Origin of the sequence: Aeromonas sp. s6 (genome assembly GCF_040907815.1) — a bacterium.
Lineage (GTDB): Bacteria > Pseudomonadota > Gammaproteobacteria > Enterobacterales > Aeromonadaceae > Aeromonas > Aeromonas caviae.
Genome location: NZ_JBFOCN010000095.1, coordinates 26,992 through 47,536 on the forward strand (window position 1 = coordinate 26,992; position 20,545 = coordinate 47,536).

The window sequence follows — 20,545 nt, forward strand, 5'->3', positions numbered from 1 at the left end:
CAGTGATCGGACCGGTGCCTGTGGGGTTGCTATGCCAGCAGTGCCTTCACCATGGCGAGGAGGGTACGCACATCCTCCGGCCGGGTCTGGCCACTGACACTGTCGATGATGGAGCTGTAGACGTGGGGGATCACCTTCTCGACTCCTGCCTCCAGCGCGATCCGCACTATCTCCTCGAAGTTCTCAAGATCGATGCCGCCGGTGGGCTCCAGCCAGAAGCCGTGGCGGGCACAGGCCTCGGCCACAGCCTGATACTCGGCGCGGTAGGCGAGTCCCCCCATGGGGAAGAACTTGACCGAGCTGCCCCCCATGTCCTTGAGCAGGGCAATGGCGGTATCGATGGGGACGATGCCATCGGGCTGCTGACTACTGAGGGGGCCAGTGGAGATCTTCACCATGCCGGGGGTGCCGGTGGGGGAGACAAGGCCATTGACCAGGGTATCAGCTTGACCGAGCAGCGCCCGGCTGGCCCCGACCCCGGTGAACACCTGATTGACGTGCTGGGGCTGCAACTGGCGGGCCAGCTCGGCCACCATGGCGGACTGGCGCGGATCACCGGCTCCCAGCCCGATGGAGAGGGCGTTGTCGATGAGCTTGGCGTAGGCCTGCATGTCGGCGACGGCAGAGGGAATGTCCGGGTAGTTCTTGGAGAGCACACCGACCAGCACATGACCCTCGGCGGCCTCATAAATGTCGACGGCATTCTCTTTGGAACCTGCCAGCACGTTGAGGCAGACCCGATCGCGGTAGTAATTGGGGGTAAGAGACATCAGTTGTTCTCCTGAACGAGGTGGGCAATGGCGGAGTGGATCTGGTCGAGCTGGGGCACGGTGACGCTGCGCACGTCTATCTCGATGTGCCCCTCGTTGGCCTTGTAGCTGCGGCAGTAGATGGCGGGGGTACCCTGTTGCAGACGGGAGACCACTTCCGCCGTGGTCATGCCGATCTGCTGGTGGTCGAAGGTGATGTCGGTGCGGGCGATGTCGCGCCCCGCGCTGTCCCACACCACCTTGGCGGTGACGCCGGGCAGCTGGTTGAGGCGCTCGATGAGGGGGGTCATCTTGGCGACCATGGCGGCGCCGCTCTCCTTCTCTTTGGCCAGATAGCGTTCGATGGCGTGAGTGAGGCCGAGGATCCCCTCCTTGCCCACCTTCATGGCACGGCCGATGCCGTTGGCCTGCTGCTTGACCCACTCCACATACTGACGCCTGCCGAGCACCAGGCCGCTGGTGGGCCCTTCGATGGCCTTGGCGCCGCTGTAGATGACCAGATCCGCACCCTGGTTGTAGTAGAGACGCAGATCCTCTTCGGCCGCTGCATCGACGATGAGCGGGATCCCGTGGGCCTTGGCCACCTCGGCTGCCTCGGCCACCGACAGAATGCTCTTCTGCACGCAGTGGTGGGACTTGATGTAGAGGATGGCGGCGGTATTGGCATGGATGGCGGCGGCCAGCTGGGCGGGTGAGCACTCGTTGGCGTAGCCTGCCTCCACCACCCTGCCGCCCCCCAGGTTGACCATGGTGCCGACGGGGGCACCAAAGTTCACGTTGTGGCCCTTGGGCAGCACGATGTCGCTCGGCACGTCGTGGGCATGAGCATGCAACTGCTCGAGGCGATAGGGGTCGCCGCGCACGATCACGGCGGCCACCGACTGGGCGATGCCGGCGCTGGCGCAGGAGACCACCACCGCATCTTCAACGCCCAGCAGTTCGGCCAGGTAGGCGCCGGTCTTGTTGACCAGATCCTTCACCTCAAAGTAGTGGCCGAGGCCGAAGTTGACCGCATCGACCACCTCCTGCTCGGGGGTGGATACGCCGAGGATGGTCATGCGCCCGGAGGCGTTGATCACCGGTTTGAGCCGGTATTTCTCATACACAGAAGGCATGGTGTGATTTCCCGTAGTGAGTCAGAACCAGTTCGCCGCCCACCAAGGCAGCGAGAGGGAGCAGTTGCCGGTCACCGCTGCGGGCGCCGGCCTCGGTATCGGTAAAGAGAGTGGGGCCGCAGCTCACCTCGAACAGGGTGATGTCTGCATCGGCGCCCACCTCGAGTCGCCCCTTGCCGAGCAGGCGCAGGGCATCGGCGGCCTGGTGAGTGACGCAGGCGAGCACCTGCTCCAGGGTCATGCCGATGGCGAAGAACTTCGACATCACGTGGGCCAGACTGTAGACGGGCCCCTTGATGCGGTTCTTGCAGTAGATGTCTGAACTGATGGTGTGGGGCAGGATCCCCTGAGCAATGGCCAGCTCCGCCACTTCGAAGCTGAAGCTGGCGCCGCCGTGGCCGATGTCGAGCAAGAGCCCCCGCCGCATCGCCTCACGCACCGCCTGGCGCAGTTCGCCGGCCGGGGTCAGGATGCGGTTGGGCTTGCCGTTGAAGCAGTGGGTCAGCAGATCGCCCTCCCCCAGCAGGGCGACGATCTCGTCCAGATCCGGCGGCGTGTTGCCCACGTGCACCATCAGCGGCAAGTTGCCATTGGCCTGCTGGATCTGCTTGGCCATGCGCAGGGGTTGCAGACCGCTTTCACCCACCACGCTGCCGCTCATGCGCGCCTTGATGCCGACGATGAAGCCGGGATGGCGCCGGATGGCCGCTTGGGCGAGGACGGGATCGATGTCTGCCGGATCCGCCAGCTCGTTCTGACGCAGCAGACCGATGCGGGAGATGTTGAGCAGGGCATGCACCCGGGTCTTGCAGGTGGCGGCGAGACGCTGGAAGTCGTCCACATCGTCGGCTCCGGTGCTGCCGGCGTCGATGACGGTGGTGACGCCGGATTCCACGCCCACCTTGTCCGGCTCATCGTGATAGATGGGAGAGGCGGGGTAGCAGTGGGTGTGGCCGTCGATCCAGCCGGCGCTCACATGGACCTGCCCGCCCAGAGTGAGGGTTTGCTTCGCCTCCGTGCTCCCTGGCAGCGAACCCAGCGCCGCTATCTTGCCATGCTTGATGGCGACGTCGACAAGCTGCCCGTTTCCCAGGCGTCCCGCCCTGATGATCATGTCGTACATGCTGATATCCCTCTTGGAACCTGCTTGTGCTCTTACTGCGAGGCCGCTTCCAAGGCTCATATGCTGCTCGCGTATTTGTAACCAGGAGTTCTCACGTCTATCCATACGCTCCGGCCCCTGTGCTGCTCTTCACCTTGCTGACGACCTTTCGCGGCAGAGCGCAAACAGGTTCTTGAATGCCGCCGAAGAGACGGCCTTGGATTAAGCCAGGGCGATGGGGAAGAAGGTCCCGAACAGCATGGCCCCCAGAATGGCGCCGCCCGTGATGGGCTTCTCCCAGATGTAGAACAGCAGGGCACCCAGCAGGGAGCCTATCCCGATGGGAATGGAGGCGCCCATGGCGGAGAGGATGATGAGGGGACCGAGGAAGCGGCCGGAGCTGTTGCCAGCCCCCATCATGACGTCCGCCCCGTAGGTGGAGTTGCTCTGGTTGATGGTGAACTTGCGCGCCAGGATGATCACGTAGCCGATGGCCATCCCAATCCCCATGCCGGTGATCAGGGAAGCGGTGAAATTTTCCACCGGATAGACAATGCCGGCCCCCAGCAGCAGGGCGGGCACCCCTAGGCCGACTCCGGTCTGGATGGCGCCGCCGATGTCGAGGATCCCCACCAGGGAGCCCTCGATGATGCGGGCGAACAGGAAGCTGGCACCGAAGGCGGCGACTGCACCATAGGCCCCCGTGTCCATACCGGCCTTGAGCATGGCAACGAAGGCCACCTCGTTGAAGGCGCCGACCCCGTAGAGGTAGAACATGTGGGTACCGGCGAAGACGCCGGAAGAGAGCAGACCGACAAAGATGGGGAAGGACCAGTCGGCATACCAGAAGTTGTTTCTCAGTTTCTCATCCATGGTGTGCTTCCTTATTTGCCGCTCATGAGGTTGTGGACGTTTTCCAGCCACAGGGGAACGCCCAGGTGGAAGGATTCAATGAGTTTCATGTCAAAGCCGCGGAAGAAGCCGCTCAGCACGAACAGCAGGACGATGGCACTCATCATCACCTTGGTGACGTGGTTCCAGCCGCTCTCCTCCACCCCCTTGCCGATCAGGATGCCAAGCACCAGGCCCGGTACCGCGTTGCCCATGATGAGCTGGGCCAGACCGCCGAAGATGGTGGCCCAGAAGCCGGACTTCTTGCCTGCCTCGATGGCGGCCAGCCAGAAGATCACCGGCATGACGGTGTTGACCAGCAGGTTGGCGGCGGGCACCAGCACCTTGACCGCGGTCACCTGCAGGGCGGCAGGTACGGCGGCGGCCGTGCTGTTGAGGAAGGCGACCACGATGGCACCAATGATGCCGCAGGCGATGGCCATCTTTTTGGGATCATGGAGGGTGGTGGCGAGATCCCGGTTCTTGATCATCAGGGTCGCTGCACCCCAGTTCGGCAGGATGCGGTGATCCACGTCCTGGGTGAAGGCGCCGGCCGCGACCGTGGAGGCCCAGGCGTTAAAGAAGAAGCCCAGACCGAACGAGAAGTGGGAGGCGGGGTCCCCTTCGCAGGAGTTGAGCTCGCCCAGGGTACGGAACGCGCCCATCCCCTGTACGGTCGGGGCGTGGAACATCCGCGCCGCGCCAGCCCCCACCCCGACGCCTACCAGGCCGCCGATGATGAGTGACTTCATCAAAATGATTAGAAACATCCAACTTGTCCTTTTGGTTGTGGGGTCAGGCCCGGGTGAAATCCACCTTGTCGACATCCAGGCTGATGACCTTGACGGTGATCGCCAGCCGGACCCGGAACTCGTGGCGCTGGCGTGGCAGGAAGAAGAACAGGAACTTCTCCACCCGTACCGACTCCTCGGCCTCGAGCACCTCGACCTCGAGGGGTTCGATGCGCAGCATCACCTTGGGGCTCTCCTTGAGCAGGCTGGGTTGCACCTGGCTGAGGGCTGCAGCGAACGCCTGCTGGCGAGTCGCCCCCTTGCCGTTGACCGTGATCCGGGTGGTGAAGTGTTCTTTCATCAGGTGCGCCCGTGTTTCTTGGCGAAGGCTTCGATCAGCTTCTGGCCCAGCTCTTCCTTGTCCATGAAGCCGAAGCCCAGTACCACGCACCCCTCGTTGATGGCGGTGACACCCTCCTCGATGGATCGCATGCCGTAGCGGCACTTGTAGCCGTACTTGGTCTGGGCCGTGATGGCGCCCGCGCCACCGCTGCCGCAGAAGGAGATGCCAAGGTCGGCCTGCTCCTTGTTCATCACATCACCGAGCTTCATGTCGGCGGCCATGCCGGGGATGACGGTCACGGTGGCGCCGGCGGCTTCTGCGCCCGCCCCCACTTTCTGACCCTTGCCGAGACGATCTCCAATCACGAGTTTGATGGCAGTCATTTAGCTTTCTCCTTTTACTGAGCTGAGTTCGTTTTCTTTGGCCACTTCAAAATGGACGGACAAGAGGTGCGCCTCCTCGTAGGCGAGGCGGTCGAGCCAGGCGACGACCTGCTCTGCCAGGCGCAGGGAGAGGGGGGAGATCTCCTCGAACAGGCTGAGGTCGACCTCCGGCAGGGATTCCCCGCTGTAAGAGCGCCACACCATGGCCTTGACGTGGGAGGCCAGCATCTGTTGCTGCACGTCGTTGGGGCGTATGCCCTGATCCGCCAGCAGGTTGTGAATGCGGGCCAGGGTCAGGTCGGTCTTGCGCAGCAGTGCCGGGCTGTCCGGGGTCAGGGGGGCGTCATGGGTGTCGGTATTCAAGGTCTGCTCTCCAGGCTGGCAGAAAGGATGGGCTCACCATAAAGCGGAGGAGAGTGCGGGAGGAGGCAGGCTTTTTCCGATTCGAAGTGGAAATCCGGAGGGAAAGGCATCAAAAGAAGCCCTTTTGGCGATCAGGAAGAGAAAAGGAGCGGACTGGCGGCAAGGGAGTGTGATCGGTGGCGGGTTTTGACGGCGCCTTCGCCCGATCGTTTATTGGCGCAATGTGTGAGCTGTCTCACGCACAGGTGGGAGCCGGAGGAAAGCGGGCACAAAAAAGGGCCCTGTCGGGCCCTGCGAGGATCCGCCTCTCAGGTGGCGGGTGCCGCACTGCTGGTCGGCAGGGTCTGATTCTGGTAGCGCAGGTCCTCTTCGATGATGACATCGACGTCCAGCGGCTTGCCGTTGCGGATCACCGAGATGGTGAGCTTGGTGCCGGGGCGGCTCTCTACGATCTTGTCCATGACGGGACGCACGCCGGTGATGGCCTCTCCGTTGATCTTGAGCAGCACATCCCCACGTTTGAGACCGGCCTTGGTGGCTGGGCCATTGGGATCCAGGCTCTCCACCACCAACCCCTGCAAGTCCCCCAGGTTCAGCATGCGCGCGACGATGGGATTGATCTCGACGCTGGAGATGCCGAGGTAGCCGCGGATGACCCGACCGTTGGCGATCAGCTCGTCCATGATGCGCTTGGCCAGCTTGTAGGGGATGGCAAAACTGATGCCATAGCTCTCCTGATTGCCGTTGAGGTGGTAGGCGGCGGTATTGATACCCACCAGATCGCCACGGCCATTGACCAGGGCGCCTCCGGAGTTGCCCTCGTTGATGGCGGCATCGGTTTGCAGCAGATCCTGTCTGCCATTGCTGTCCGGCCCCATGCTGGAGAGGCCGATACGCCCGGTGGCGCTGATGATGCCTTGGGTGATGGTCTGGCCGACGTTGTAGGGGTTGCCGATGGCGAGCACCACGTCTCCCACGTCCGGCAGACGATCCGGGTCCTGAGGGATCACCGGCAGGTTGTCCGATTCGATGTAGAGCACCGCCAGATCGGTCAGTTTGTCGGTGCCGACCAGCTCTGCACTGAATACCCGACCATCTTGCAGGGCGACGATGATCTGGTCCGCATCGGCGATGACGTGATAGTTGGTGAGCACGTGACCGCGCTGGTTCATGATGACGCCGGACCCCAGCCCCTGGGGTCTGAGTTCGGCTTTTTCACCGCGATTGCCGGCGAAGCTGCGGGTGTAGATGTTGACGACGGCAGGGCCGGCACGATGGGCCGCGTAGGAGAAGCTCAGCTCGCGGGCATTGGTGATGAGGCCCGGCAGGGGGGCGCCGCCGCGAAAATTGGGAAACACCAGCAACAAAAGCGCAGCCATGGCGAGGCCAAAGCCGACGGACTTGCCCAAGTAGCTGATCAGAGGTGGGATTTTCATGTCTTTCTCGTCCGTACAGGCTGCGGGCAGAGAATAACATTATCGATGGATAAAAATCACCCGCGGCGGTTGCCGCGGGTGTGAGGGGCTTAACGGATCACCAAATAGAGCGAGGAGTCGCCGCGCTGGATGTTCAGCGCCAGGACTTCCGGCTTGTTTTTCAACACCTTGGTCAGTTCACCCATGGAGTTGATGCGCTGGCGGTTGACCCCGATGATGATGTCGCCCTTTTGCAGGCCGGAGGCGGCTGCCGGTGAGCGGGGATCGATGTCGGAGACGGCCACGCCGGTCACGGGGTCCGTGGTGGTGCTCAGCTTGGCCCCTTCCAGGGCCGGATGCAGGGCGCTGGCCAGGATCTCGCTGTCATCCGCTTTCTTCAGGGTGACCTTGACGGTCTGCTCCTTGCCGTCACGGATGAGGCCGAGCGAGACCTGCTTGTCGGCCCCCATGGTGGCGATTTTGGCACGCAGCTCGCCGAAGGAGCGGATGGGCTTGCCATCGATGCTGATGATGATGTCGCCTGCCTTGATGCCTGCCTTGGCGGCAGCGGAGTCAGGCATGACCTGGTTGACGAAGGCACCGTCCTTCTTGTTGTAGCCGAAGGTCTTGGCGATTTCGCTGGTGAGCTCGGTGCCGGTAATCCCCAGCTGGCCACGGCGCACTTCGCCGTATTTCACGATCTGCTCGGAGAGATCGCGCACCATGTTGGACGGGATGGCAAAGCCGATGCCGATGTTGCCGCCGTTGGGGCCCAGGATGGCGGTGTTGATGCCGATCAGCTCCCCGCGCAGGTTGAGCAGGGCGCCGCCCGAGTTGCCGGAGTTGATGGCCGCATCGGTCTGGATGAAGTTCTCCAGATTTTCGATGTTGAGGCCGCTGCGACCCAGGGCGCTGACAATGCCGGAGGTGACGGTCTGGCCCAGGCCGAACGGGTTGCCGATGGCCAGCGCGTAGTCACCGACTCTCAGCTCGTCGGAGTCGGCGAACTTGATCTGCACCAGATCCTCGGCCTTGATTTGCAGCAGGGCGATATCCGACTGTTTGTCTTCCCCTATTTTCTTGGCTGCATACTCACGGCCATCCTTCAGGTTGACCTTGATTTCGTCCGCCTCGTGGACCACGTGGGCGTTGGTGATCACGTAGCCTTTCTTGGCATCGATGATGACGCCGGAACCAAGCGCCTGGAAGGGCTGCTCGCTCACCTGCTCGTCAGGCATGTTGGGGCCGAAGAAGAAGCGGAATTGTTCCGGCAGGCGCTGGCGGGTGATCTTCTTGCCAGAGACGGAGATGTTGACCACGGCAGGGGTCACCTGCTCGAGGACGGGGGCCAGGCTCGGCATCTCCTGGTTGTTCGCCATCAGGGGCAGTGCGGCCTGCGCCGGTGCTGAGGACATGGCGATACCGACACTGAGGGCTAAGACACTGAATACAGAAAGAGATTTACGCATATGAGAAACAGCTCCCAGAAAAAGTTGCAGTGCAATCGTCAAGGTCTGACCACGATAAAGCGTAATTAGTTCAACCGACGATCAGCCCGGCTGCTTGAGCAGGCCGGACGCACCGGCGTAATCGCGGGGAGGAAGGCCCGGCTCCTCGCTGTTGGCGGCATCGCCTGTTTCTTCCACTTCGGGTTCGCGGAACAGTGGTTCCTGTACCTTGGCCAGGAACTTGCTCTGTTCCGCCATGTGGCGATAAAGGGTCTGGTACTGTTCGGCCAGTTGCTCCATCAGGGCGGCGCTGTCGGCGAAGTGGGTGGTGATCTGCCCCTGGTAGCTTTCCAGCTCCTTGTGGGCTTTTTTCAGCTCCTGTTCCAGGCGTCCGGCATCCCGGCTACGGACAGAGAAGCGGCCGATCAGCACGCCGATGATCAGGGCGGCGATCGCCAGCAGGATCCCGTTAAACAGAGTCATAGAAGCTCCTTGTTACAGCTAACACGATGAATTTGAAGCGGTCGGATGGACCGCAACGCCTCGTTGGCACTATACCGTGCCCCCTGAGAGCGTGATACCATTTTGTCCCTCATTCAGGGACTTGGAGGCGGTTTACAGGATGACCCCGCAGCAAAAATATCAGCAGGATTTGCAGCGCCCCGGCTTTGTGGCCGATCCGGCCCAGGCCATGGCAGTCGCCCGCCTGGAGCGACTCTATCAGGATCTGTGCGCAAGCCCGACTCCGACCAGATCCCGTGGCCTGCTGGGTTGGCTGCAAAAGCCGAAAACCCGTGACCCCGTCCAGGGGTTATATATGTGGGGCGGTGTGGGCAGAGGCAAGACCTGGCTGATGGATACTTTTTTTGAGAGCCTGCCGGGGGAGCGCAAACTGCGCATCCACTTCCACCGTTTCATGCACCGTGTGCACGACGAGCTCAGAGGGCTGACCGGTCAGTCCGATCCGCTCAAGCTGATCGCCCGCAAGCTGACCGACGAGACCGACGTCATCTGTTTCGACGAGTTTTTCGTCTCGGATATCACGGATGCCATGCTGCTCGGCACTCTGTTCCAGGAACTCTTTGGCCATGGCGTAGTGCTGGTGGCCACATCCAACATCCCCCCTCAGGATCTCTACCGCAACGGGTTGCAGCGTGCTCGCTTCCTGCCTGCTATCGCGCTTATCGAGCGTCACTGCGAGGTGATCAATGTCGATGGCGGTGTCGATTACCGGCTGCGAACCCTGGAACAGGCAGAGATCTATCACTTCCCGCTGGATGAGCAGGCCAGGAGCAACCTGGATCGTTATTTCAGCCAGTTGACCGGGATTGGGCCGGTGACTGCCGCCGCACTGGAAGTCAACCATCGCCAACTGAGTGCACTGGGCGTGGGGGAAGGGGTGCTTTATATGGAGTTTGAACAGCTGTGCTGTACTCCACGCTCCCAGGGCGACTACATCGAACTGGCCCGTGAGTTCCACACCGTCCTGCTGGCCAATGTGCAACCCATGGGCAGCAGCACGGATGACGCGGCCCGCCGCTTCATCGCCATGGTGGACGAGTTTTATGAGCGGCACGTCAAGCTCATCATATCGGCGGCGGTCCCCATGACCGGGCTCTATGGCGAAGGCCTGCTGAATTTCGAATTCAAGCGTTGCCTTTCACGGCTTCAGGAGATGCAATCGCACGAATACCTTGCCAGAGTGCACCTTCCTTAGTCACAATACCGCGCCTGCCAGTCGGATGGGCATCTGCGGCAGGTAGGGCCGGGCGACATTTGCTAGCTTCATGGCAGTGAAATTAGCAGGTGATATTTAAGGCAACTTCACTTATAATCGCCCGGCCCACGTTACAGCTGTCGATAAGACAGCAACACTTTAAGCTTTACTTGTATTCGAAGGGGTACAGGTAGGCCATCGTTTGTTGTTTGTGGGAGAGCCCCCATAAGCAATTGGGTCTGTAACAGGTAATTGGGTTTAACTTAATGAAAACTTTCGTTGCCAAGCCAGAAACCGTAAAACGTGACTGGTACATTGTGGACGCAGAAGGTAAAACTCTGGGTCGTATCGCAACCGAGATCGCTGCTCGTCTGCGTGGTAAGCACAAAGCCGAGTACACTCCGCACGTTGACACCGGTGACTACATCATCGTTGTAAACGCTGAGAAGGTACACGTAACCGGTAAGAAATTTACCGACAAAATGTACCACGCTCACTCCGGTTTCCCGGGTGGTATCAAGTCCATCAGCTTCGACAAGCTGATTCAGCGTAAGCCGGAAATGGTAATCGAAGCTGCCGTCAAGGGCATGCTGCCGAAGGGCCCGCTGGGCCGTGCCATGTTCCGTAAGCTGAAAGTTTACGCAGGCGCAGAGCACGCTCATGCTGCTCAGCAACCTCAAGTACTGGATATCTAACGGGAACTGGCAACATGGCAGAAAATCAATACTACGGTACCGGCCGTCGCAAAAGCTCCACTGCTCGCGTATTCATCAAAGCGGGTAGCGGTAAAATCGTAATCAACCAGCGCTCCCTGGAGCAATACTTCGGCCGTCCGACTGCCCGCATGGTAGTTCGTCAGCCGCTGGAACTGGTCGAGATGACCGAGAAACTGGATCTGTACATTACCGTTAACGGTGGTGGCATCTCCGGTCAAGCTGGTGCGATCCGCCACGGTATCACTCGTGCTCTGATGCAGTACGACGAGACCCTGCGTTCCGAACTGCGTAAAGCTGGCTTTGTTACTCGTGATGCCCGTAAGGTTGAGCGTAAGAAAGTCGGTCTGCACAAAGCGCGTAAGCGTCCGCAGTACTCCAAGCGTTAATTCGCTTTTGGTACGCACTCTCAGGAGTGTCAAAAAAGCCTGGCAATTTGCCAGGCTTTTTTTATTGGTAATGTTACATGTGACAATGCTAAGCATACGTCACAAAAGACAAAAAATTGTGTATTTATTGTTTTTGCCCATCGACTCCCTTTCTTGTCAAATTGTTATCTTTTCTTTAAAATTTCCATGGTCTTTCTGTGTCAATTGCCACTCCGCTTCCATTGCAGTTGTCAGAGGGAGAGGAGAAGTAAACAGGGACACTATAAGAATGAGCGGAGTCCACATGGGAGAGTTTTTGGATGAGCAATGCGCCAGTTGATACCGGTCGCCGCAGATTTCTTACCTGGTCAACGGTTGCCGTTGGCGGTGTAGGAGCTGCTTTTACCGCAGTGCCGTTTATTAAGTCATGGAATCCGAGTGCCAAAGCCAAGGCGGCAGGCGCCCCGGTTGAAGTGGATATCAGCAAGCTGGAGCCGGGTCAGCTGATCCGCGTCGAGTGGCGTGGTAAACCGGTCTGGGTGGTGAAGCGTACCAAGCAGACGCTGGATGCTCTGGCTGCACACGATGACAAGCTGCGGGATCCTGCGTCAGACGAGCCACAGCAACCGGACTATGCCCACAATGGCTACAGATCCATCAAACCGGAAATCTTCGTGGCCGTTGGCATCTGCACTCATCTGGGATGCTCCCCGTCCTATCTGCCCGACAGCTTCGGCGAGCAGGTTCAAGGGGTAACTTCCGGCTTCTTCTGCCCCTGCCATGGCTCCAAATTCGACATGGCTGGTCGAGTGTTCCAGGGCGTCCCCGCACCGCTGAACCTGGTCATTCCGCCATACCAATTTCTTAGCGACACCACCATTCTGGTCGGTGCCGATGGCAAGGAGGCCTGACCATGTTTGCCAAACTCATGGGCTGGATCGATGATCGTTTCCCGCTCACGGCCATGTACAACGACCATATGGCCAAGTATCCGGCGCCCAAGAACCTGAACTTCTGGTACTTCTTCGGCTCGCTTGCCATGTTGGTGCTGGTCAACCAGATCATCACCGGCATCTGGCTGACCATGAACTACAACCCCTCGGCGGAAGGTGCCTTCGCTTCCGTGGAATACATCATGCGGGATGTGGATTACGGCTGGCTGCTGCGTTACATGCACTCAACCGGGGCATCCGCCTTCTTCATCGTGGTCTACCTGCACATGTTCCGCGGCATGATCTACGGCTCTTACCAGAAGCCACGGGAACTGCTGTGGATCTTCGGCATGCTGATCTTCCTGGTGCTGATGGCCGAGGCCTTCATGGGTTACCTGCTGCCCTGGGGGCAGATGTCGTTCTGGGGGGCCCAAGTCATCATCTCGCTGTTCGGTGCCATCCCCGTTATCGGTGACGATCTGACCCTGTGGATCCGGGGGGACTATGTCATCTCGGGTGCGACCCTGAACCGCTTCTTTGCGCTGCACGTCATCGCTCTGCCGCTGGTGCTGGTGATGCTGGTAGCCATGCATATCCTGGCGCTGCACGAGGTGGGCTCCAACAACCCCGATGGCATCGACATCAAGAAGCACAAGGACGAGAACGGCTGGCCACTGGATGCGGTCGCATTCCACCCCTACTTCACCGTGAAGGACATGATCGGGGTAGCCGGTTTCCTGTTCTTCTTCTGTGCCATCATCTTCTTCAAGCCGGACATGTGGGGCTATTTCCTCGAGAAACCGAACTTTGAGGTGGCCAATGGCCTGAAGACACCGGCGCATATTGCCCCGGTCTGGTACTTCACTCCCTTCTACGCCATCCTGCGTGCGGTGCCTGACAAGCTGCTGGGGGTCATCATGATGGGCCTCTCCATCGTGGTGCTGTTCCTGTTGCCCTGGCTGGATCGCTGCAAGGTGCGCTCGGTGCGTTACCGCAGCACCCTGCACAAGCTGAACATCGCCCAGTTCGTGGTCTGCTTCATTATCCTGGGGGTGCTGGGCGTGCTGCCATCAACCCCGACCCTGACGCTGATTGCACAACTCTGTACTCTGGGTTATTTCGGATTCTTCGTCCTGTTGTTCTTCTACAGCAAGAATGAGAACACCAAGCCGCTGCCGGAGAGGGTGACATTCAAATGAAAAGAATAATTTTTGCAGTGCTGGCCCTGCTGCCTGGTCTGGTGTTGGCCTCTGGCGGTGGCTTCCCCCTCGACAAGGCGGAGTACGATCTGAGTGACAAGGCATCCCTGCAACGGGGGGCCGCCACCTTCATGAATTACTGTGCCGGCTGTCACTCCACCCAGTACCAGCGTTATAACCGGGTGGCGGCCGACATCGGCATTCCGGACGATCTGATGAAGGAGAACCTGGTCTTCACCGGCGCCAAGATCGGCGATCTGATGAAGAGCGCCATGTCCGAGAAGGATGCTGCGCGCTGGTTCGGTGCGCCGCCCCCCGACCTGACCCTGGTTGCCCGGGTGCGTGGTGCAGACTGGATCTACACCTATCTGCGTTCCTTCTACGTGGACGAAACCCGTCCATTCGGGGTGAACAACGCCGTCTTCCCGTCCGTGGGTATGCCCCATGTGCTGGAGCCGTTGCAGGGGACGCCCCGCGCCGAGTTCGAGACGCACACCCTGGATGGCGTGGAGATGCAGCAAGTCGTCAGCATCAAATCTGACGGCAACGGTGAAATGAACAACGAAGAATATGATCAGACGGTACTGGATCTGGTAAACTTCTTGGTCTACTCGGCTGAGCCGGTGCAGCAGGAGCGCGAACGCATGGGCTTCTGGGTACTCGGATTCATCGCTATCTTCTTCATCTTCACTGTGCTGTTGAAGAAGGAATTCTGGCGCGACGTTCACTAAGCGACCAGATCGGAGTAATATGACGCACGGCAATGAAGACAGACATGCTTCATTGCCGTTTCTGCTTTTTAATGACGGGAGGGTTCAATGGCTGTAGCTGCCAATAAGCGTTCGGTAATGACGCTGTTTTCCGGTGCCAACGATATGTTCAGCCATCAGGTGCGTATTGTCCTGGCGGAGAAGGGTGTTAGCGTGGATATCTGCCAGGTTGATCCTGCCAACCTGCCGGATGAGCTGGCCGAGCTGAACCCGTACAACACTGTACCGACTCTGGTGGATCGCGAGCTGGCGTTGTACACCTCGCGCATCATCATGGAGTATCTGGACGAGCGTTTCCCGCATCCGCCCCTGATGCCGGTTTATCCGGTCGCGCGCGGCAACAGCCGTCTGATGATGCACCGCATCGAGCTGGACTGGTACTCTCTGGCCGACAAGATCATGGCGGGCACCGATACCGAAGCCGCCCGTGCCGAGCTGCGCGACAACCTGCTGGCCATCGCCCCCATCTTCGGTGAGATGCCCTACTTCATGAGCGAAGAGTTCGGTCTGGTCGACTGCTACATGGCGCCGTTGCTGTGGCGTCTGCCGAGCCTGGGCATCGACTTTACCGGTCGTGGCGCCAAAGAGCTGAAGGCTTACATGGTTCGCCTGTTCGAGCGTGAATCTTTCCAGGCTTCCCTGACCGAGGCCGAGCGCGAGATCCGTGCCGGCGTATGAGCATGGAACCGACAATGACACCCAGTCGCCCGTATCTGCTGCGGGCGTTTTTTGACTGGTTGCTGGATAACGATCTGACTCCCCATCTGGTGGTCAATGCCAACATTCCCCATGTGATGGTACCGATGCAGTTCGTGCAGGATGGCCAGATTGTTCTGAACATAGCCCCCCGGGCCGTGGGCCAGTTCCACATGGACAATGACGCTGTCAGCTTCAGCGCCCGTTTCGGTGGCGTATCGCAGCAGGTCTATATCCCCATGGCGGCCGTACTGGCCATCCATGCCAGGGAGAATGGAGTGGGGACCCTGTTCCCGCCGGAGCCCGGGTATGACCTCTGGCTGGAACAGGCACAGACACCAACGTCGGTTGACCCCGAGCCGGAACCACCGCGCCCGAGCGGTCGCCCGACCCTGAAAGTCATCAAATAAAAAACGCAGCCTGAAGGCTGCGTTTTTTCATCCTGCCAGAGGGTCAATTCTGGGCAAACTCGAAGGCTTTGATCACCTGTTTAACGCCGCTGACGTGGCGGGCGATTTCCACGGCCTGATCCCCTTCCTGGCGGGTGACCAGCCCAATGAGGAATACCTCGCCATTCTCGGTGACAACCTTCACCTTGGCGCTGTCGAAGTTCTTGGTGCCCAGCATGTCGGCCCGCACCTTGGAGGTGATCCAGGTGTCATTGCTGCGCACGCCGATACTGACTGGTTTGCCAAGGCGCAGTTCGTTGTAGACATGGCGAACCCCTTCAACCCGGCTCACGATTCTACCCGCTTCCTGTTTGTAAGCGTCAGAAGGTGTCTGACCCACCAGCAGCACACGGCCGTTGTTGCTGTAGACACTGATCTTGCTGGCGGCGCTCAGGGGCTTGTTGTCGGCTAACAGGTTGGCGGCTTTCAGCTCTATGGTCTGATCGTCCCACTGGGCACCCAGGGTGCGGCGATCGCCGCTCGCTTTGGCGGTGCCAGCCGCGCCACCGACCACCACGGCAGCACAGCCTTGCAGCAGCAGGACGCCAGTCAGCAGGGCAAGAGCGAGAATAGGCTTCTTCATGGTTTCAGTCTTCCTGTTGCGGGAAAAGTGTCTGGTCGATGAGATCACAGAGACAGTGCAGGGTCAACAGGTTCACTTCCAGAATACGAGGACGGCGAGCGGAAGGAACGCGGATCTCCACGTCATTGGGGCCCAGCAGACCGGCGATCTCTCCCCCGTCTCCGCCACCGAGAACAATGATGGTCATGTCGCGGGAGAGGGCGGCCTCCGCAGCCTTGATGAGGCTGCGGCTGTTGCCTGTCGTGGTGATGACCACCAGGATGTCGCCTGGTTGTCCCAGAGCACGTATCTGTTTGGCATAGACCTCTTCGAAACCGTGATCCGTGGCGATGGCGCTGATGGTCGCCATGTCGGGCGTCAGGGCGAGACCGGGCAGGGAGGGGCGAGGAGTTTCATAGCAGTTCACCAGTTCGGAAATGAACAGCTGTGCCAATGCCGAGGAAGGACCATTGCCACATGCCATCACCTTGTGGCCATTGAGCAGGCAGATGGTCAGCATCTGGGCTGCCGTATGGATGGCATCCGGCAGTGCTTCGGCGGCAGCTATCTTGGTCTGGATACTCTCGGTGTAATTCTCTTTGATGGGATCAGTCATGGGGTCCTCTTAAAACGCGTTCTGGATCCAGTCCGGCTGGTCGCCCTCGAACGCGATCACATCGAATCGACAGGCCTGGTTGGCCTCATTGATGGCATGTTGCTTGAAATAGTGGCGCGCGGCCAGCACGATCTTGTGCTGCTTGCGCCGGGTGACCGAGCTGGCTGCACCGCCATGGGTGGCGTTGGCGCGATATCTCACTTCAACGAACACCAGGGTCTCCCCCTGGCGCATGATGAGATCGATCTCGCCGCCACGGCAGCGGTAGTTGCGGGTCACGGGTTGCAGGCCGCGGGCCTGCAACCAGCGTTCCGCTATTTGCTCAAAGTGTTGTCCCTTGCTCGTCGCTGCCGACGGCAACAGGTTCAACCACTGCTGGTGAAGTTGTGTCAGTAGCCTCTTCATTAGTCGCATCCTCCAGCTGGGGGGCGGCGCTGTCGCTGACCAGCTTGCCATTCTGGTAGGTGGCCCAGTCCAGCATGCGCACTATGTTGCCCTGGGGATCCACGCTCAGCTGGCCGCTCATGCCGGGTTGCTGCATGGCATTGACCTTGCGCATTTGCGGCAGGTTGCCTGCCAGGCTGACGGCATCGTAACCGAGGGCGAACAGGCGCAGCAGGTCGCCCTGGGTCTGGGGCCAGAGCAGGGCAATCTGTTCACGCTGCGTCTCGAAGCCACCCAGCAGCAGTGGCATGTCGGAGATATGCATGCCGTTAAGCTCGGATGCCACCTCGGTCGTCCCGCCGTCGTATCCCCGCGAGCTGCTGTAGATGGGCAGGCTGCCCATGGGATTGACCGAGATGTCCACATAGGGCTTGATCATCCGGGTCTCCAGGCTGTTGGCCACCACATAGACGGCGTCGATGCTGCGCGGCGCGGCATCGGACAGCTGGACAATCTCCCCGGCTCGTGCCGTGGAACGGCCGCTCAGAGCGTTCTTGACCATGCCCTGCACTTCGTTGCGCGCCCCGAAGGTGGCAACCACGGGCTTCTCCTGGCTGGCGCCGGCCCAGGCCTGCTCAAACGCCTTGATACTGCTGTAGCCAATCCGGCCTTGTGCCGCGATCAGCAGCGGCTTGCGATAGCCCTGACCATAGAGGTACTGGGCCGCCTGGCTCGCATCGGCAGCGGCGGAGAGCGAGAAATAGAAGGTGTTGTGGTTGACGATCGGCTTGTCCAGCTCGTTGAGCGCCAGCACCGGCACGGTCGGATTCGACTTGAGCAGCTCCTCCACCTGATCCTTGAGCAGGGGGCCGATGATCATGTTGGCCCCTTCCTGAATCGCCTGCTTGTAGAGATCCCCCATCGCCTTGCCCTGGGTATCGTAGAAGTTCAGGGTGAACTGGCTCTGATTTTCCTTGTAGGACATCAGCATGCCGTTGCGGATGGCGGCGCCCTGGGCTTCCAGGTTGCCGGAGAGCGGCAGGAAGACGGCGATCTGCTGCAGCGAACCGTTGTCCGTGATAGCGAGATCCCCAAGGCCGGCCGGCATGTCGCTCTGGGCCGGGTGGTTAGGGAAGCTCTGCTTCCAGCCGGCAAGCTGGCGGGCCAGCTGGCTCGGCTGTGCCCCGAATTCGTTCACCAGCGCAGCAAGACGCAGCCAGCCGGTGGTCACATCGGGAGCTGGCTCCTCTTCGAGCGCCTGCAGGGTGGAGGGGGTCATGCTTTTCAGCAGTGACCAGATCTGCTGGTGATTGGTGGCCAGCTCATTCTTGGCCAGATAAGGTTCCAGCAGGATCAGCGACTTGGCCGCACCAAACTTGTTGTTGATGTCGAGCTGCAGCACCACGCGCTGGCGGTACCAGTCCTTCTGGGTATCGGCATCCAGCACCACATCCGGCTTGCCTTCCAGCAGGATCAGCGCCTGGTTGGCGTTGCCCTGGGCGAGCAGCAGGTGTGCCTGCAGCAGTTGCAACTGCGCCTGCTGCACCGGGCTCTTCGCCTGCTTCTGCAACTGCTGATACAGAGCGGCAGCCGGTTTGGCCTGGCCGAGCGCCAGATAGCTGCGCGCCGCCATCATCTGCCACACGAAGGCCTCTGCCGGTTTGGCGGGATCCACTTGCTCCAGATACCACTGGGCATTCTTGGTCAGATCCGAGAAGGCTGACGGCATGCCGGGTTGTCCGGAAGATTGATTGGGCTCCGACGCACAGGCGGCGAGCAGGACTGCCGCGAGTAGGATGCCGAAGAGTCGTGATACACTTAGCTGCTTTATAACCCGGTTCAAGTTCATTCCCCGACCAGTGTTGAAATTCTCCATAGTGTAAACGGGCCAATATGGCGACACAATTGTCGGGACACTCGGAGCTCCCATGAGTGACATCCCAACCCTGTATATAGTCCCCACTCCGATCGGCAATCTGGCCGACATCACCCAGCGAGCACTGGACGTGCTGCGCAGCGTCGATCTGGTGGCCGCCGAGGATACCCGGCATACCGGGATCCTGCTCAGCCACTACCAGATCGCGGTATCGACCTTTGCCCTGCACGATCACAACGAGCAGCAAAAGGCGGATGTGCTGATCGCCCGCATCAAGGAGGGCAAGAGCGTGGCCCTGGTCTCCGATGCGGGGACGCCGCTCATCAGCGACCCCGGTTATCACCTGGTCACCCGTTGTCGCGAAGCCGGGGTCAAGGTGGTGCCGCTGCCCGGTCCCTGCGCCGCCATCACGGCGCTGTCCGCCGCCGGGCTGCCCACCGACCGCTTCGCCTTCGAGGGTTTCCTGCCGGCCAAGGCCAAGGGGCGGGATGATCGCCTGCAAGCCGTCATCGAAGACACCCGCTCTCTGGTGTTCTACGAATCGCCGCGCCGGGTGCAGGATACCGTGGAAGCGATTGCTCGCATCCTTGGTGAGCGCCAGGTGGTGGTGTGCCGCGAGCTGACCAAGACCTTCGAGTCCATCCACGGTCTGCCCGCCTCCGAGATGCTGGCCTGGCTCGGAGAGGACGATAACCGTTGCCGCGGGGAGATCGTGCTGGTGGTCGCCGGTGCCAGCAAGGTGGATGACGAGTTGCCTGCGGAGGCGATCCGCACCCTGGGCCTGCTGGTCAGCGAGCTGCCCCTCAAGAAGGCTGCAGCCCTCACCGCCGAGATCCACGGGGTGAAGAAGAACGCCCTCTACAAATACGGTCTTGAGCACTATTAATTGCCGTAAACCGGAATTGACGGTTTACCCCGTCCGTCTCGCGAGGCTATAATCCGCGCCTCGGAGTTGGCTGGGCAATCGCTGCTTCGTCGTTGTGTCCCTCGGGACAGACGGGCGGAGGGGAGGAAAGTCCGGGCTTCACAGGGCAGGGTGCCAGGTAACGCCTGGGGGGCGCGAGCCTACGACCAGTGCAACAGAGAGCAGACCGCCGATGGCCCGCAAGGGATCAGGTAAGGGTGAAAGGGTGCGGTAAGAGCGCACCGCGCGACTGGCAACAGTTCGTGGCACGGTAAACTCCACCCGAAGCAAGACCAAATAGGCCCCTATTGGCGCGGCCCGCGTTGGGGGCGGGTAGGTTGCTTGAGCCAGCGAGCGATTGCTGGCCTAGAGGAATGATTGCTACCCGGGGCAACCCGGTACAGAACCCGGCTTACAGGCCGACTCCGACCTCTTTCCTGAAGAGCCTTGCGATTTATCGCAAGGCTCTTTTTATTAACCATAAAGTACTGCCTCGGTTGACTCGTGATATTTACTGTTGGGCTAGCTATGTTTAACAAATGTATTTTATATCAATCTGTTATGTGGAATTTTTCCATGTTCTGAATATCGTGATGGCGCTGGAGAAGCGCGGCCTGCATGGCTGATGTTTATTCGTGCAATTTGTCAGTTTTTTAATTGCTGAAAATTAATCGAGTTGCGGGTAACACAAATAACTTGTGGAAAATCAATTCATTTAATCGGTAGTCCCATCACGCTGCGTCAATATGTTCCCCATGCCCGAGATCCTTGCTTGAAAAGCCCCCTGCTCGTCCTTAA

Annotated in this window: 24 protein-coding genes and 1 other RNA gene; 10 read left to right on the forward strand and 15 right to left on the reverse strand. The window is 60.1% G+C overall.

The features are described from left to right. Positions 1–29: 29 nt before the first annotated feature. The 11 genes from AB5Y50_RS14555 to AB5Y50_RS14605 all read right to left on the reverse strand — a co-directional run bounded on the left by AB5Y50_RS14555 (position 30) and on the right by AB5Y50_RS14605 (position 9,044). On the reverse strand, positions 30–770 hold the full coding sequence (locus AB5Y50_RS14555) for a KDGP aldolase family protein (protein WP_049637180.1): 741 nt from the start codon (positions 768–770) through the stop codon (positions 30–32). Then, on the reverse strand, positions 770–1,885 hold the full coding sequence (locus AB5Y50_RS14560) for a DgaE family pyridoxal phosphate-dependent ammonia lyase (protein ID WP_049637181.1): 1,116 nt from the start codon (positions 1,883–1,885) through the stop codon (positions 770–772). The genes AB5Y50_RS14555 and AB5Y50_RS14560 overlap by 1 nt, the downstream gene beginning before the upstream one ends. Beyond that, a complete protein-coding gene (locus tag AB5Y50_RS14565) occupies positions 1,869–3,008 on the reverse strand; it encodes an amidohydrolase/deacetylase family metallohydrolase (protein ID WP_049637182.1) in 1,140 nt (379 codons plus the stop codon). Before AB5Y50_RS14565 ends, AB5Y50_RS14560 begins: the two co-directional genes overlap by 17 nt. Positions 3,009–3,209: 201 nt before the next feature. Further along, positions 3,210–3,860 (reverse strand): DUF4310 family protein, encoded by a 651-nt coding sequence (locus AB5Y50_RS14570; RefSeq protein WP_041211843.1) that lies wholly within the window; start codon positions 3,858–3,860, stop codon positions 3,210–3,212. An 11-nt stretch (positions 3,861–3,871) separates the two neighbouring features. Then, a complete protein-coding gene (locus AB5Y50_RS14575; RefSeq protein ID WP_049637183.1) occupies positions 3,872–4,648 on the reverse strand; it encodes a DUF4311 domain-containing protein in 777 nt (258 codons plus the stop codon). 25 nt (positions 4,649–4,673) lie between these two features. Then, positions 4,674–4,970, reverse strand: a complete 297-nt coding sequence (locus AB5Y50_RS14580) for a DUF4312 family protein (RefSeq protein WP_049637184.1) — start codon at positions 4,968–4,970, stop codon at positions 4,674–4,676. Next, positions 4,970–5,335, reverse strand: coding sequence for an SFCGS family glycine-rich protein (locus AB5Y50_RS14585; protein WP_049637185.1), 366 nt, complete (start codon positions 5,333–5,335; stop codon positions 4,970–4,972). Before AB5Y50_RS14585 ends, AB5Y50_RS14580 begins: the two co-directional genes overlap by 1 nt. Further along, on the reverse strand, positions 5,336–5,698 hold the full coding sequence (locus AB5Y50_RS14590) for a transcriptional regulator (protein WP_010675859.1): 363 nt from the start codon (positions 5,696–5,698) through the stop codon (positions 5,336–5,338). A 308-nt stretch (positions 5,699–6,006) separates the two neighbouring features. Further along, positions 6,007–7,134, reverse strand: a complete 1,128-nt coding sequence (gene degS, locus AB5Y50_RS14595) for an outer membrane-stress sensor serine endopeptidase DegS (protein WP_010675858.1) — start codon at positions 7,132–7,134, stop codon at positions 6,007–6,009. An 89-nt stretch (positions 7,135–7,223) separates the two neighbouring features. Beyond that, positions 7,224–8,582 (reverse strand): Do family serine endopeptidase, encoded by a 1,359-nt coding sequence (locus AB5Y50_RS14600; RefSeq protein WP_042015057.1) that lies wholly within the window; start codon positions 8,580–8,582, stop codon positions 7,224–7,226. A gap of 81 nt (positions 8,583–8,663) precedes the next feature. Continuing rightward, entirely contained in the window at positions 8,664–9,044 is a 381-nt protein-coding gene (locus AB5Y50_RS14605; RefSeq protein WP_010675856.1) for a YhcB family protein, read from the reverse strand. A gap of 139 nt (positions 9,045–9,183) precedes the next feature. Here AB5Y50_RS14605 and zapE point away from each other — a divergent pair, with 139 nt between their 5' ends. The 8 genes from zapE to AB5Y50_RS14645 all read left to right on the forward strand — a co-directional run bounded on the left by zapE (position 9,184) and on the right by AB5Y50_RS14645 (position 15,366). Further along, positions 9,184–10,278 (forward strand): cell division protein ZapE, encoded by a 1,095-nt coding sequence (gene zapE, locus AB5Y50_RS14610; protein WP_049637186.1) that lies wholly within the window; start codon positions 9,184–9,186, stop codon positions 10,276–10,278. Positions 10,279–10,544: 266 nt separating this feature from the next. Beyond that, complete coding sequence (rplM, locus tag AB5Y50_RS14615) at positions 10,545–10,973, forward strand: 50S ribosomal protein L13 (protein ID WP_005336289.1); 429 nt, start codon at positions 10,545–10,547, stop codon at positions 10,971–10,973. Positions 10,974–10,987: 14 nt separating this feature from the next. Beyond that, positions 10,988–11,380 carry a 30S ribosomal protein S9 gene (gene rpsI / locus AB5Y50_RS14620; protein ID WP_005336286.1) on the forward strand — a complete coding sequence of 131 codons (393 nt, stop codon included), beginning with the start codon at positions 10,988–10,990 and terminating at the stop codon, positions 11,378–11,380. A gap of 299 nt (positions 11,381–11,679) precedes the next feature. After that, on the forward strand, positions 11,680–12,270 hold the full coding sequence (gene petA, locus AB5Y50_RS14625; protein ID WP_010675854.1) for a ubiquinol-cytochrome c reductase iron-sulfur subunit: 591 nt from the start codon (positions 11,680–11,682) through the stop codon (positions 12,268–12,270). A gap of 2 nt (positions 12,271–12,272) precedes the next feature. Beyond that, complete coding sequence (locus AB5Y50_RS14630; RefSeq protein ID WP_010675853.1) at positions 12,273–13,490, forward strand: cytochrome bc complex cytochrome b subunit; 1,218 nt, start codon at positions 12,273–12,275, stop codon at positions 13,488–13,490. Beyond that, on the forward strand, positions 13,487–14,221 hold the full coding sequence (locus tag AB5Y50_RS14635; RefSeq protein WP_039040484.1) for a cytochrome c1: 735 nt from the start codon (positions 13,487–13,489) through the stop codon (positions 14,219–14,221). Before AB5Y50_RS14630 ends, AB5Y50_RS14635 begins: the two co-directional genes overlap by 4 nt. An 87-nt stretch (positions 14,222–14,308) precedes the next feature. Beyond that, positions 14,309–14,938 carry a stringent starvation protein SspA gene (sspA, locus tag AB5Y50_RS14640; RefSeq protein ID WP_039040485.1) on the forward strand — a complete coding sequence of 210 codons (630 nt, stop codon included), beginning with the start codon at positions 14,309–14,311 and terminating at the stop codon, positions 14,936–14,938. Continuing rightward, positions 14,935–15,366 carry a ClpXP protease specificity-enhancing factor gene (locus AB5Y50_RS14645; protein ID WP_029314842.1) on the forward strand — a complete coding sequence of 144 codons (432 nt, stop codon included), beginning with the start codon at positions 14,935–14,937 and terminating at the stop codon, positions 15,364–15,366. Before sspA ends, AB5Y50_RS14645 begins: the two co-directional genes overlap by 4 nt. A 43-nt stretch (positions 15,367–15,409) precedes the next feature. Here the strand turns inward: AB5Y50_RS14645 and dolP are convergent, their stop codons facing one another. The 4 genes from dolP to AB5Y50_RS14665 are packed head-to-tail and all read right to left on the reverse strand — an operon-like array spanning position 15,410 to position 18,696. Continuing rightward, entirely contained in the window at positions 15,410–15,988 is a 579-nt protein-coding gene (gene dolP, locus AB5Y50_RS14650) for a division/outer membrane stress-associated lipid-binding lipoprotein (protein WP_109421763.1), read from the reverse strand. A 4-nt stretch (positions 15,989–15,992) separates the two neighbouring features. Further along, on the reverse strand, positions 15,993–16,583 hold the full coding sequence (locus tag AB5Y50_RS14655) for an SIS domain-containing protein (protein WP_010675848.1): 591 nt from the start codon (positions 16,581–16,583) through the stop codon (positions 15,993–15,995). A 9-nt stretch (positions 16,584–16,592) separates the two neighbouring features. After that, positions 16,593–16,988, reverse strand: coding sequence for a YraN family protein (locus tag AB5Y50_RS14660; protein WP_080770042.1), 396 nt, complete (start codon positions 16,986–16,988; stop codon positions 16,593–16,595). Further along, complete coding sequence (locus tag AB5Y50_RS14665) at positions 16,906–18,696, reverse strand: penicillin-binding protein activator (protein WP_368163073.1); 1,791 nt, start codon at positions 18,694–18,696, stop codon at positions 16,906–16,908. Before AB5Y50_RS14665 ends, AB5Y50_RS14660 begins: the two co-directional genes overlap by 83 nt. A 199-nt stretch (positions 18,697–18,895) precedes the next feature. Here AB5Y50_RS14665 and rsmI point away from each other — a divergent pair, with 199 nt between their 5' ends. Beyond that, positions 18,896–19,729: a 16S rRNA (cytidine(1402)-2'-O)-methyltransferase gene (gene rsmI / locus AB5Y50_RS14670; RefSeq protein ID WP_368163074.1), complete on the forward strand. Its 834-nt coding sequence runs from the start codon at positions 18,896–18,898 to the stop codon at positions 19,727–19,729. Between the two features lie 62 nt (positions 19,730–19,791). Next, positions 19,792–20,178, forward strand: an RNA gene (rnpB, locus tag AB5Y50_RS14675) — RNase P RNA component class A. Positions 20,179–20,545 lie beyond the last annotated feature (367 nt).

Coding starts and splice junctions, on each gene's coding strand:
- AB5Y50_RS14555 (WP_049637180.1), bottom strand. CDS start 770: ATGTCTCTTACCCCCAATTACTACCGCGATCGGGTCTGCCTCAACGTG.
- AB5Y50_RS14560 (WP_049637181.1), bottom strand. CDS start 1,885: ATGCCTTCTGTGTATGAGAAATACCGGCTCAAACCGGTGATCAACGCC.
- AB5Y50_RS14565 (WP_049637182.1), bottom strand. CDS start 3,008: ATGTACGACATGATCATCAGGGCGGGACGCCTGGGAAACGGGCAGCTT.
- AB5Y50_RS14570 (WP_041211843.1), bottom strand. CDS start 3,860: ATGGATGAGAAACTGAGAAACAACTTCTGGTATGCCGACTGGTCCTTC.
- AB5Y50_RS14575 (WP_049637183.1), bottom strand. CDS start 4,648: ATGTTTCTAATCATTTTGATGAAGTCACTCATCATCGGCGGCCTGGTA.
- AB5Y50_RS14580 (WP_049637184.1), bottom strand. CDS start 4,970: ATGAAAGAACACTTCACCACCCGGATCACGGTCAACGGCAAGGGGGCG.
- AB5Y50_RS14585 (WP_049637185.1), bottom strand. CDS start 5,335: ATGACTGCCATCAAACTCGTGATTGGAGATCGTCTCGGCAAGGGTCAG.
- degS (WP_010675858.1), bottom strand. CDS start 7,134: ATGAAAATCCCACCTCTGATCAGCTACTTGGGCAAGTCCGTCGGCTTT.
- AB5Y50_RS14600 (WP_042015057.1), bottom strand. CDS start 8,582: ATGCGTAAATCTCTTTCTGTATTCAGTGTCTTAGCCCTCAGTGTCGGT.
- AB5Y50_RS14605 (WP_010675856.1), bottom strand. CDS start 9,044: ATGACTCTGTTTAACGGGATCCTGCTGGCGATCGCCGCCCTGATCATC.
- zapE (WP_049637186.1), top strand. CDS start 9,184: ATGACCCCGCAGCAAAAATATCAGCAGGATTTGCAGCGCCCCGGCTTT.
- rplM (WP_005336289.1), top strand. CDS start 10,545: ATGAAAACTTTCGTTGCCAAGCCAGAAACCGTAAAACGTGACTGGTAC.
- rpsI (WP_005336286.1), top strand. CDS start 10,988: ATGGCAGAAAATCAATACTACGGTACCGGCCGTCGCAAAAGCTCCACT.
- petA (WP_010675854.1), top strand. CDS start 11,680: ATGAGCAATGCGCCAGTTGATACCGGTCGCCGCAGATTTCTTACCTGG.
- AB5Y50_RS14630 (WP_010675853.1), top strand. CDS start 12,273: ATGTTTGCCAAACTCATGGGCTGGATCGATGATCGTTTCCCGCTCACG.
- AB5Y50_RS14635 (WP_039040484.1), top strand. CDS start 13,487: ATGAAAAGAATAATTTTTGCAGTGCTGGCCCTGCTGCCTGGTCTGGTG.
- sspA (WP_039040485.1), top strand. CDS start 14,309: ATGGCTGTAGCTGCCAATAAGCGTTCGGTAATGACGCTGTTTTCCGGT.
- AB5Y50_RS14645 (WP_029314842.1), top strand. CDS start 14,935: ATGAGCATGGAACCGACAATGACACCCAGTCGCCCGTATCTGCTGCGG.
- dolP (WP_109421763.1), bottom strand. CDS start 15,988: ATGAAGAAGCCTATTCTCGCTCTTGCCCTGCTGACTGGCGTCCTGCTG.
- AB5Y50_RS14655 (WP_010675848.1), bottom strand. CDS start 16,583: ATGACTGATCCCATCAAAGAGAATTACACCGAGAGTATCCAGACCAAG.
- AB5Y50_RS14660 (WP_080770042.1), bottom strand. CDS start 16,988: ATGAAGAGGCTACTGACACAACTTCACCAGCAGTGGTTGAACCTGTTG.
- AB5Y50_RS14665 (WP_368163073.1), bottom strand. CDS start 18,696: ATGCCGTCAGCCTTCTCGGATCTGACCAAGAATGCCCAGTGGTATCTG.
- rsmI (WP_368163074.1), top strand. CDS start 18,896: ATGAGTGACATCCCAACCCTGTATATAGTCCCCACTCCGATCGGCAAT.